The following is an 11,346-nucleotide window of genomic DNA, read 5'->3' on the forward strand; positions in this document are numbered from 1 at the left end:
CTCGCTTGCACCGGACGCCGAGACTCTAACGGGGCGGCCGGCGGTCCTACATGTAAACCACACGAAGTCCTACGAAGCCGCTACGCTTGCGGGCCAAGCGCCTGTGAAACCGTGAGTGGACCTGGAGAACCTTTCATGCCATCGATGAACGAGCCCATTCCCACCCTGCCAGGTCAGGGCAGCACGGCGCAACAGGAGGCGCGCGCGTTGCAGCTGGCGTTGGCCCGCACGGCCTACAACTACGTTCGAAGCTACCCTCATCTCGAGGCAGTGCCGTTGTGCGCGGGGGTACCGCCTGGCGAGGAATTCAGTGCCGCCTATAGCGCGCTGGTCGCGCAGACCAGCGCGCAGATCGCCGAGAATTTCGCCTGCAATGCGCGCTGGTTCCTGGAGCGGGAAATCAAGACCGACTTGGACGCCATCCAAAAAGACATGGCGGGCCAACTCCTCAAACTTGGTCCGGATCTGCTCCAACTCGAGCAGGATGTTCAAAAGCTGGTTGAGGGCATCTTTGAGGCCGCCGCCGAGGCGGCTCGGGAAGGACCGACGGCGATTCTGAAGTCGACCTTGTTCGAGATGGTGCGGTCGGACCACCTTCAGGCCAAGAGTGAATCGGACTACGAAAACCTGATCGCCACGCTGCCCGCGCCTCAGATGTCGGCGATCGAGCCGAAGGAATGGATGCCGAGGGAAGGCAGGCCATGCGAGCACGATTGGTTCTTCGGCTATCTCCAACTGGCCGGCTTCAACACGACCAATTTGCGGCGTGTCGTGCACGACACGCCCGCGGGCAGCAAGGCCCTGGCCTGGAGCGAGCTGAAGGCAAAAATGGCGATCCCCGATACGCTGACGATCCTGAGCGGAGGCGGCCACACCACCCTCACGATGGCCGAGGTGATCAAGGCCGGCAAGCTCTACGCCTGCGACTACGCCGCGCTGATCGGCGACGGGAATCTGCAACCCAAAGAGAGCTGCCTGCACGGCAAGCACCGCTATCTGCCGGCGCCCATCGCCTTGTTCTATTGGAACGAGTCACCCCCAGAGGGCTACCCGTCGGCCTACGGGCCGGACAAAGACCGAGCGGGCGTGTTGCAGCCCATCGCGATCCAGTTGGGGCAGACCCCGGGCTCGGCCATCTTCAGCCCGAACGATGCCTTCGATGCGAACGATGCCAAGCATCTGAAGTGGAAGGTCGCCAAGTACTTCGTCAACGTGGCCTGCGCGATTCAACACGAATCGGTCGCCCATCTCGGAGATTGCCACTTGATCATGGAGGCCGTCGCGGTGGCCACGCACCGCCAGTTGGCGAAGAACCATCCGCTGTTCCATCTGCTCGAACCCCACCTGCGGTTCACCATCGGCATCAACGATGGCGCCGCACACAACCTCATCGTCCCAGGTGGCGTGGTGGCCGCCAACGTCGGCGTCCACATCGATTGGACGCTGCAGATGGTCAACGACGCGCGCAAGGCCTGGCGCTGGGGCGAGAACAGCCCGGACAGGATCTTTTCCCTGCGCGGTGTCGACCAACTGGCGGCCTACCCGTTTCGCGACGACACCCTGCTGCTGTGGAAGGCAATCCAGGATTTCGTCACCGGCTACGTGGCGAGTTGCTACGCCGACGACGACGCTGTCAATTGCGACACGGAACTCATGGCTTGGGTGCACGAACTCGGCTCGCCGCAGCACGGCAACCTGCCGGGGTTTCCCGCGACGCTGAGCACCCGGGAGCAACTCGTTGACGTCGTCGCGCAGATGATCTACACCGCAGGCCCGCTGCACGCGTCGGTCAACTACGGTCAGTATGCCTTCGCGGGCTTCGCGCCCAGCGTGGCCGCGGCGATCTACAAAGCAGCGCCAACGCGCGAAGACCTGATCGATGACGCTGTGCAGTGCCTGGCGTGGTTCCCGCCGCTGGACGTCGCGCTGTACACGCTGTCGTTCACGTACCTGCTCAGCAGCATCCAGTTCGACGCGCTGGGGCACTACGCCAGCAACCCGCAATACCCGCACTTCGCGGACCGTTCGGCCCAGAAGGCCCTCGAGGCTTTTCGGGTTGCGTTGGCGCAGGCCGAGATCACGATCCACCAGCGCAACCTCGGACGGCCGATTCCCTATCTTTTCCAGTTGCCGTCCAGGGTACCCAACAGCATCAGCATCTAGCGCCGGCCGCGCGTGACCGCCGTGATCGTGGGCCTCAATGGACCTCGGTCCGGCAACCGGGTGCCAGCATCTCGGTCGTTGCTTCGATGTCGATCACGCCTTGGCTCTGCATGACGGCCTCTCCAGCGCCCGCCAGCGCGCGGCCGGCCTCGCCGCCCATCCACTGCCCCTGCCTGCGCCGCGCAGCTGCGCCATACAGCTTCAATCCCGTGGCGTCGAAGGTGACTGTCGCAGCCTGCAGCAGCTCTACCGCACGCGTCGGTTGTCGCTGCTCGCACGCGAGGCCCGCTTCGAGCACCGCTGCCCAACCGGGCACGTGGGGCAGGCGGGTATTGTTCAACTGCCTGGCAGTCGCTCTCGCCATAGCCAGACCTTCGCTGACGTTCGTCGACTGCTGCCGCGCGGCCGCCAGCGCGCAGGCAGCTCGGTAATAACTCACCAACCCGAACGCAGTCTTCATGCGCAAGAGCTGCGATTTCTCAAGCGCCGACCACTGTTGCGCTGCCAGCAAGACGCCTCGCGCCGGCTGGCCCTCGTAAAGCGCCAGGTTCAGATCGGCCAAGAGGATCAAGTAGTCAGCCCATTGATAGACGCTTTGAACGCGATAACTGGCCTTGGCCTGGTCGATCCGTGGGCCCGCGTCGGCAAGACCGCGGTGCGCCAGCAAGGCAGGTGCCGCGAAACCGACCACGCCGCACGCCAGATACTGGTCGCCCCGTCGCAAGGCGTTTTCGACGATGCCGGGCGCCGTGGTCGAGGTCTGGGCATAGTCGCCAAGATGATTCGCCACATTCACGGTGTAGAGATGGGTGCCGGCCAACTCGAACGGCACCTGCGAGCATTGAGAGCCCAACCACGCCAGGGCCTCTTGCAGTACCGGCCGGGCTTCGGCAAACCGACCTTCGTGCGCCAGCACACAGCCGCGAATCTGGCGCACCCAGCCCGTCAATTCGTTCTGCGACACCTCGCTGGCCAAACGCTCGGCCTGCAGCAGGATCGGTTCCGTCTTTGCGTTCGTGCCCGGGCCATTGAAGCTGGCCATGTAGGCCTCCATGGACAAGGCCCGTGCAGCATGCGCACGGGAGCCCGTGTTCAGGGCCAGCCGAGCATAGCGGGCCGCCATGTCGACCATCACGAACGGATCATTGCCGACTGAGCCTTGGACCACCGACCACATCGCGCCCAGCCGGGCTTGGTCGCTTGGTCCGGGTGCTGCGGTCGGGTCGATCTTCAGCCCTCTGCACATCAGCAGAAAGCGCGAAGTCAACGCCGCGACGATCGCTGCCGATGGCGACCGCGGCATGGACAGGCCGACGGCGGCAAGCACTTCACCTAACAAAACGCGCGCCTCGTCGATGTACCCACTCGTGCTGAGCAAATGCGCCGCTGCGCGCGTGTGTTCTAGCGCTTCCTGCGGAGGAGCACCGATGCTCGCAGCGCGATAAACCTCTGCGGCCTCGCGGCTACTTCCGCTCGACGCCAGCATCGCGGCAAGCTTGACTTGGACATGCCGGAACCGTGCGGGGTCCACCCCGATCAGGTCCAGGCACTGTCGATACTGGCGGGAAGCGAACTCGAAGGCCAGTGCGGCGGCAAAGACATCGCCAGCCTTCTCGTAGTAAACGCTTGCACGCTGGCTGTCCCCCGCGCCATGAAAGTGCACCGCCAAGTGCTCCGGCTCCGAGCCCTCTTGCAAGGACAGCGTTTCGGCCAGGCGGGCGTGTATGCGACGCAGGGCGTCGGGCGCCAATGCGTCGGCCACGGATTCGCGAATCTTGTCGTGATAGCACTCCAGCACGCGACTGTGGGCATTGACCCTTGTGGTGCGTGCGAGCCGCTCGAACAACAAGGCGTCGAGGGCTTCATGCGTGGCATTAGCGGCATCCACGGCCAACTGCGCTGCCATCGGGCGACCGGCCACTGCCAGCACATTCAGCACATCGCGCGCTTTCGCAGGCAGCAAGCCGACGTGCCTGTCCACGGTCTGGCTCAGCGTGAGCGCGGTCGGGCCGGCCTCCGTCAGCCGGGCCGAGAGCGCCTGGCGAACCAGTTCACCGACGAAGAAGGGGCTACCTCGGCCCTCGGCTGCGATCAACGCGGAGTCCACGGTGCTGGCCGAACCGAGCAGCCGCCGCGCCAATAGCACCGAAACCGCCGGCGGCAGTGGGCCTACATGCAGTGAGCGGCACTCCACCCGCGGACTCCTGGCCGGGATATCCAGTGTTTGCTGCAAGAGCGCGTTGTCCTTGGCGCCTTCGCTGCGGTGCGTCGCCACCCACAGGAATGGCGTCGGTTCGGGCTGGTTCAGCAGGTACTCGAATATGACGGTCGAATCGCTGTCGGTCCATTGCAGGTCGTCCACGAAGATGACCAACGGCCGCCGGTCGCGCATGCGTCCGAGCAGTTCAGTCAGCGCGGCGAAGGCGCGCAGCCGCAGTTCCTGGAGATCGGGAATGACCTTCCTCGGCGCCTGAGCCACGGCATCGACACGTTCGAGCACGGGGAAGAGACGGGCCAAGGCGTACATCTCGCGCGGCATCAGATCGCCGGCTTCTTCGCGCGTCAGCCCGCGCAGGTGGCTGCTGAGCTCGTCCATCACCGAGTCGAAGACCTTGAAAGGCACGCTTTCACGGTCGTAGCAGCGTCCTTCGAGCGTGACTGAGCGCCCACTGGCTCTCACCTGGTCGAGAAACGCGTGCAACAGCGCACTCTTGCCCATGCCAGAGTCGCCGCTCACAAACATCACGACCGAACGGCCGGCAAGCATGGACGCATGGGCCGCGTGCAGTGCGGCCATTTCGCTCTCGCGTCCGAGCAGGATGTCGGCCCGGAGCGCCATGCCCGTCAGTTCCGCCTGTGCGGGGCCCGACAGGACGACATCGACCACGGGGACCACCTGGCCTTGCGCGTCTTCCGCGTCCGCCCGATCAAGGGCTGCCCGCAACTGCGCCGCGTCAGGCCGCAGTGCGGGGTCGCGCTGCAGCAGCGCATCGCACAGCTTGGCCAAGTCGTGGGGCGCCTCCGGCCACAGGCTTTGCACCTGGGGTGCGGCCTGGTGCCGTTTGAGGTCGAGCACGTCACTGACCGGCCCTTCAAATGGCAGCCTTCCGGTCAGGGCAGCGAACAACATCGATCCGATGGCGTACAGGTCGCTGGCGGTCGTCGGAGCCACGTTCGCCGCGTTCGACGTTTGCTCGGGTGCCATGTAGCCGGGTGTGCCGCTGAACCCAGCGTCGACTGCGGGGCGCTGGGCCGCGCTGGCACGCCAGTCCACGACCAACCCGAAGTCCAAGATCACGACACGCCCGTCCTTTTCAACGAGGACGTTCGACGACTTCAGGTCTCGGTGCAGCATGCCGGCGCCATGGATCGCTGCCACGCCCCGGAGCAACTGTTTCAGGGCGGCGCGCAACCTCCGCGCATCGAGCCGCCCGTTGGGACGCACCCACTCGTTGAAGCGCTCGCCGTCGACGAACTCCATGCTGAAGAACCAGCCCTCGTCGCTGAACAACTCGTGCAGGCGGCACAAGTTCGGGTGGTTGATGTCGGCGAGCGCACGGAACTCGCTCTTCAACCGATACACGCTGCCCGAGTCGAGCCGACTCAGGGTCTTGATGGCGACGGCGCTGCGCCTGAGGGCGTCGTAGGCTTCAAACACCACGCCCATGCCGCCCTCGCCAATCTGGCGCAGGATGCTGAATCTGCCGTCGAGCACGCTGGTTCCGGGCAGCGGTCGAAAGCCCGAGCCCAACGACTGCGCCCCGGGGATCGGCGAGGCTTGCTGAAGCATTTCCAGAAACGACCCGTCGCGACCCTCGACCGTGAGATCGAGTCGGGCTGTTTCGCCTTCTTTTTGTGACATGACGCTCTCGCAACCACCATGGGAGTGCTTAAATCATTATCAATGAACATTGTGTCTGTCTGTGACCCGTCACCGGGATCCGCTGCGGATTCACCTCCGTCGCGATTCCTTTCGAGTGCACCGTGCGCCTGATCCTGGAAGCCACCGGAGCAGGTGCAGTCGAGCGCCTGGACTTCAGCACCGCTGAACCCGTGACGATCGGGCGCTCGTCCAACTGCCAGATTCAGATCGACGCCGACCAGAGCAGTGTCTCTCGGCTGCATGCACGGCTCGTGCCTACCGGACAAGGCTGGGTGGTGGAGGATCACAGCAAGGTCGGAACCCTGGTGAACAACATGAAACTCGTGCATGGACAGCGTTGTGCGCTGCGCATGCACGACGAGGTGCGGGTCGGGCCACTGCGCCTGCGGGTGATTGAGCTCGAGGTCCAAATCGAGCAGACGCTGACCACCGAGCTCACCCTGACGGCGGTCAACTTCGCGACGCTGGACCCGCAATTGATCCTGAAGTCGGCGCTGGAACTGCCTCGCTTGTTCGGTGAGGCGCATGCCGAAGGCGAGGTGCTGCAGAAGGCTTGCGCCTTTTTGGTGCAAGTGCTCTCGCCCGTCGTGAGTTCGGCCTATGTTGTCCAGGCGCATTCGGAGAACATAGAGTCGTCGCGCATGCTCGCAACGTACTCACTGAACGGAGAACGCGCCCCGGTGCTTAGCCGTCGAGTCATCGGCGGCGCGCTCCACCTTGACGGTTCGGTCGCTTTCTTCAACCACGTCACATCGACCGAAATCGATGCCACCGTCCACGAGGCGACGCGGACCGTCGGGGCCTGCCTCATCGAGCGCAGCACCGCCGGCGAGCCCATCGTCATCTACGTCGTCGGCGAGCGAGCCTTGCCGAGCAACAACACCGACATCGCTGCCGGCTACCTCAGCCTGGTCAGCACGCTGACGCGCCAACACCTGGTGGCCCAAAGGCAGGCCCACTTGACCCAGTACTTTTCGCCCAAGGTCGTTGATCTGCTCATGCGCCCTGGCGGACGTTCGAGCGCCGAGGGCGACCCTCGCATCATGGAGGCCACCAGCCTGATTTTCGATCTTCGAGGTTTCTGCCTTTCCACCGAGGCGGCGGCAACAGACTTGCTTCGATGGCAGAAAGAACTCCGAAGCACGATGGACATCGTCTCTCGGGAAGTCTTTGCTCACGAGGGAACGGTGATCGACTACCAGGGCGATGGGTGTTTCGCCGCTTGGGGGGTGCCGTTCGAGCAACCCGGCCAAGCCCAACTGGCCGTTGACTGCGCGCTGCGGATCCTTGAGCAGTTGAAGACAACCCCTTTGCAGTCCTTGTCGTCGCCGTCCGGCCCCGTTTGTGGCATCGCCATCGCCAAGGGGCAGGTGTTGGCCGGTTCGATGACATCGAGCCGGCACTTCAAGTACGGGTTGCTGGGCACCTCGGTCAACTGCGCCTCCCGTGTGGAGGAGCTCACCAAACCCGGCCGACTCGACGCGCCGCTGCTCGTCACCGAAGAGGTGGCCAGGCTTCTGGACGTGACGCGCACGCCATTCGTTCGGGCAGCGTGCGTGGCCTTGGCAGGCATGGAAACCCTCGTCAATGTCTACGAGGTGCTCGAGCCCACGCGAGTCCTGTCGTCGGCCGGCCCAGCAGCACGCTGGGAGGCCCTTTTGGGCATGCTGGAAGGGGTGCGCCAGGTAGCCGATCTGCAAGAACTCCAAGCGGCGGTTGGCGCGCTCGCCTGGGCGGACGACCCCCGCGTGCGCTGGTTGCAAGCACAGTGCAGACAGTTGGAAGACCCCGAGCAGCTGTCCCGGTGGGACGGCGTCGTGCGCTACGAAAGGTAGCGCGGTGACCGGCGGCGTGGACGCTGCCGGAGGCGGGGACCGGCCGGCGGCCTTCTCCTTGAGCAGCCTCACGAGGACGCCAGAGCCCATCGGTCAGTATTGAACGTTGGTGCGCCGGATCGCTCAGGCGCCGCGACCATGCCTTCAACGGGCAACCACCCCAGACCCTTGAAGGAAATCTCACGATGAAGTCGCTCTTCCTGGCGGCCAGCGTCTCGCCGACTTTCACGCTGCCGATGCTCACCCGTCCGCTCTTCGCTAGGTGTTGCCGGCTGCCTGCGATCGTGAACCGGGTGAGCTCGACTGCTTCGTGAGCGGCTGCTGGCAGGGCTGCGGCGGCATAGGGCGGTGCCGATTGATGAGCGGGTCCGCACAGTTGCGCCAGAGATCCCGCTGTTCTTTCCGTTTGTTGTTCAACCCGAGGAGAGCTTCATGATTATTTTCAGGACCATTCCTTCAACCGCCAACTTCGAAGCCGCCGACGCCGGCCACGAGCCCGCACTCCGCATTCCAGAAGCGTCCACGCTGATGGCAGATCTGCGCAAGGCGGTAGCCCAAGCAACCGAGTGGGTCGCTGGCTCCGACCCCGAACTGGCCCGCAACCGCTTCCTCAGCGAAGCCACGGATCCGGCCGACCTGGAGTGCCGTAGCGTGGCCTGGGAGCGCGCGCAGGAGACGCGCCGCGCGCTGCCGCCGGTGCTCTGAAGGCGCACCAGGTGCCAGCCACAAAAAAACAGCTCGAAAGAGCGGTCCTTCGATTTGGAATGGCTGTGTTCCGGCCGGAAGGGGAAACGATGTCGATCTGGTCAACGCGCAAACATGCAGCTTGGGTTGGGGCGATCCTGCTTTCTCTGACCGTCGGCGGTGCGTTCGGGCTCAGCCTGGCTTCGCACTCGAGCTCGGCGCCTTCCTCCGTCCTCGCGCAACACGCCCCGGTGGCGAAAAGACCCACGGCTACGTCTGCGATGCTTGACGGGCTGCGCCAAGGTTCGCTGCTCGGCAACGAGGCTGTCAGCGGAGATTTGGCGACGCTGTTGCTGGACCGGTATGACCTCAATGGCGATAACGACGATCTGTTCGAGGCGGTTGTCTGGATCGATCGAGACCTGTATGCAGCGTCGAACCTCACTCTCGCAAAGCGCATTTCGTCGCACTACTGCAACCACCGCGTCTTGCAGTGGCATGCGCTGTGCATTCTGGGGGAGTAGCAGTGATGGCGGCCCTTCATTTGTCGATGGCCAGGTACCCCCCGATCACCGCAAGTGAAGCCCGCGCCAGCCTGTATCGGCTGATCGGGTCGACCCCCCGGCATGCGGAAATCCATCCAGCAAGGCCGGGCAGAGTCCTTGGGTAAGAGCGCAAGGAAGCTTGATTGGTGATGTGGAGCGTCGTTTATGCAAAGCATGCCCTAAGGACGCAGGCAAGCTCGCGTCGGCCGATTTGAAGGGCAAGGCGCAGGCTCTTCTCGACGTTCTGGCAATCGATCCATTCCAGAACCCGCCGCCTTATGAAAAGCTGGTCGGTGACCTCGACGGTGCCTACTCCCGGCGGATCAACATCCAGCTCCGGCTCGTCTATGAAGTCTTCAAGAAGGAGCGCACCGTTCGCGTCCTTCGCATGTAGAGCCAAATACGAGTGAAGTGACGCGTGGCTCCCCGGGACTGCAGGCAGCAAACTCTAGAACACCATCCCGCCCGCCACATCGAGGGTGGTCCCCGTCACCCAGGCCGCATCGTCGGACACCGCATACGACACTGCTGCGGCGATGTCGCTTGGTTGCCCGACGCGGCCGAGCGGCGTCTTGCCCACCAAGTGGTCTGCAACGTCTCGGGCGGATTCGGCGTTGCCCTCGGTGGCGACGAAGCCCGGTGCGATACCGACCACGCGGATCCTGCGTGGCCCGAGCTCCGTGCCCAGTGTGCGCGTCAGCGTGTCGACCGCACCCTTGGTCGCGCAGTAGACATGCACCACAGGCAGCGGGCTCTTGGCCAGGCCCGAACTGATGTTGACGATGACGCCGCCTGCAGGCAGCACGCGTGCTGCCGCCTGCGTCACGAGCAGGAGGCCACGCACGTTGATGTTGAAGTGCCGGTCGATGCTTTGCGTGGTGATCGATTCCAGCGAATCGGTCTGGTAGACGCCGGCGTTGTTGACCAGGATGTCGAGCCGGCCGAAGTGCTTCACGGTGGCATCGATCAGCGGTTGAATCTCTTCCGGCTTGCCGACGTCGGCCCGCACCGCGAAGGCCCGGCCGCCCGCTGCAGCGATGGCCTGGACGACGACCTCTGCGTCTTCGGCGCTGCGCGTGTAGTTGACGATGACCGATGCACCGTCGGCAGCGAGCCGCTTGGCGATGCCGGCGCCGATGCCCTTGGATGAACCGGTGACGAGGGCGACCTTGCCCGAAAGATTGCGCATGACGTTGTCCTTGAAATGAGAGAGGTCAGAGAAAGGACGCACGTTAGTCCGGACGTCGCTGCAGATAAATGGGGTGCAACAGGACGCGGCATGAAGACCCGCTTCACAATGGCCCATGTCTTCCGACCTGTTTCCCGCCATTGCAGCCTTCGCACGCGTCGCGCATCACGCCAGCTTCACTCGAGCCGCGGCAGAGCTGGGCGTGTCGCCGTCGGCGCTGTCCCAGACGGTACGCACGCTCGAAGGCCGGCTGGGCGTGCGGCTGCTCGACCGGTCGACGCGCCGTGTGGGCGTCACCGAGATCGGCCAGCGCTTTCTGTCGGACGCGCGGCTCGGGCTCACGGCGCTCGAAGCCGCCATCGACGCGGTGAACGAAAGTCGCGACCGGCCCGTCGGCCTGCTGCGCCTGAACCTGTCGCGCACCGCGGCCGACATCCTCGTCATGCCGCACCTGGTCGCGTTCAACGACGCCTTCCCCGACATCACGCTGGAGATGAACTGCGACAACGCCTTGATCGACCTGGTCGGCAACGGCTTCGATGCGGGCATCCGGCTCGGCGAGAACCTCGCCCAGGACGTGGTGGCGATTCCGCTGGGCGGACGGCAGCGGATCGCCACCGTGGCGGCGCCGCGCTACCTCGACGGCCGCACGCCACCGCGAACGCCCGACGACCTGAAGGCCCACCGCTGCCTCAACGCCCGCTTGAGCGGCAACATTTACCGTTGGGAGTTCTCGCACAAGGGCCGCGACTTCGACATCGAAACCACCGGCCCCTTGCTGACGAACGACGGCGACATCCTGCTGGCCGCCGTGCGCGCTGGCGCCGGCATCACCTGCGCGTTCGAGATTCAGGTGCAGGACGACATCGCGGCCGGCCGGCTGGTGCCCTTGTTGAAGGCCTGGTGGCCGAGCTTTCCGGGCTTCTATCTCTATTACCCGAGCCGCGTGCACATGCCGCGCAAACTGCGGGTGTTCATCGACTTCATGCAGCAGCGGTTGAACGGGTAAGCGCATTACCCCACAACCGTAGGCCCACCCCACCTCAG

9 protein-coding genes are annotated in these 11,346 nt (G+C 64.6%); 7 read left to right on the forward strand and 2 right to left on the reverse strand.

Annotated elements, in window-relative coordinates:
* Positions 1-135 precede the first annotated feature (135 nt).
* The gene (locus tag ACSFBE_RS02910) at positions 136-2,163 is read left to right on the forward strand and encodes a lipoxygenase family protein (RefSeq protein WP_435488847.1); all 2,028 of its coding nucleotides are present in this window, start codon (positions 136-138) and stop codon (positions 2,161-2,163) included.
* Between the two features lie 34 nt (positions 2,164-2,197).
* Here ACSFBE_RS02910 and ACSFBE_RS02915 read toward each other — a convergent pair whose 3' ends face one another.
* A complete protein-coding gene (locus tag ACSFBE_RS02915) occupies positions 2,198-6,025 on the reverse strand; it encodes a serine/threonine-protein kinase (RefSeq protein WP_435488848.1) in 3,828 nt (1,275 codons plus the stop codon).
* A gap of 122 nt (positions 6,026-6,147) precedes the next feature.
* Between ACSFBE_RS02915 and ACSFBE_RS02920 the strand changes: the two genes are divergently transcribed.
* The 5 genes from ACSFBE_RS02920 (at position 6,148) to ACSFBE_RS02940 (ending at position 9,504) form a co-directional block, all read left to right on the forward strand.
* A complete protein-coding gene (locus tag ACSFBE_RS02920) occupies positions 6,148-7,881 on the forward strand; it encodes an FHA domain-containing protein (protein WP_435488849.1) in 1,734 nt (577 codons plus the stop codon).
* Positions 7,882-8,066: 185 nt separating this feature from the next.
* Positions 8,067-8,195: a hypothetical protein gene (locus ACSFBE_RS02925; protein WP_435488850.1), complete on the forward strand. Its 129-nt coding sequence runs from the start codon at positions 8,067-8,069 to the stop codon at positions 8,193-8,195.
* A gap of 118 nt (positions 8,196-8,313) precedes the next feature.
* Positions 8,314-8,586 carry a hypothetical protein gene (locus tag ACSFBE_RS02930; RefSeq protein ID WP_435488851.1) on the forward strand — a complete coding sequence of 91 codons (273 nt, stop codon included), beginning with the start codon at positions 8,314-8,316 and terminating at the stop codon, positions 8,584-8,586.
* A gap of 89 nt (positions 8,587-8,675) precedes the next feature.
* A complete protein-coding gene (locus ACSFBE_RS02935; protein WP_435488852.1) occupies positions 8,676-9,089 on the forward strand; it encodes a hypothetical protein in 414 nt (137 codons plus the stop codon).
* A gap of 160 nt (positions 9,090-9,249) precedes the next feature.
* Entirely contained in the window at positions 9,250-9,504 is a 255-nt protein-coding gene (locus ACSFBE_RS02940) for a Txe/YoeB family addiction module toxin (protein WP_435488853.1), read from the forward strand.
* Between the two features lie 54 nt (positions 9,505-9,558).
* Here ACSFBE_RS02940 and ACSFBE_RS02945 read toward each other — a convergent pair whose 3' ends face one another.
* Positions 9,559-10,299, reverse strand: coding sequence for an SDR family NAD(P)-dependent oxidoreductase (locus ACSFBE_RS02945; protein ID WP_435488854.1), 741 nt, complete (start codon positions 10,297-10,299; stop codon positions 9,559-9,561).
* A gap of 115 nt (positions 10,300-10,414) precedes the next feature.
* On the opposite strand from ACSFBE_RS02945, the gene ACSFBE_RS02950 reads away from it, so the two are divergent.
* Positions 10,415-11,308: a LysR family transcriptional regulator gene (locus ACSFBE_RS02950; protein WP_435488855.1), complete on the forward strand. Its 894-nt coding sequence runs from the start codon at positions 10,415-10,417 to the stop codon at positions 11,306-11,308.
* Positions 11,309-11,346 lie beyond the last annotated feature (38 nt).

The organism is Variovorax sucrosi, from assembly GCF_051216635.1.
GTDB lineage: Bacteria > Pseudomonadota > Gammaproteobacteria > Burkholderiales > Burkholderiaceae_C > Variovorax.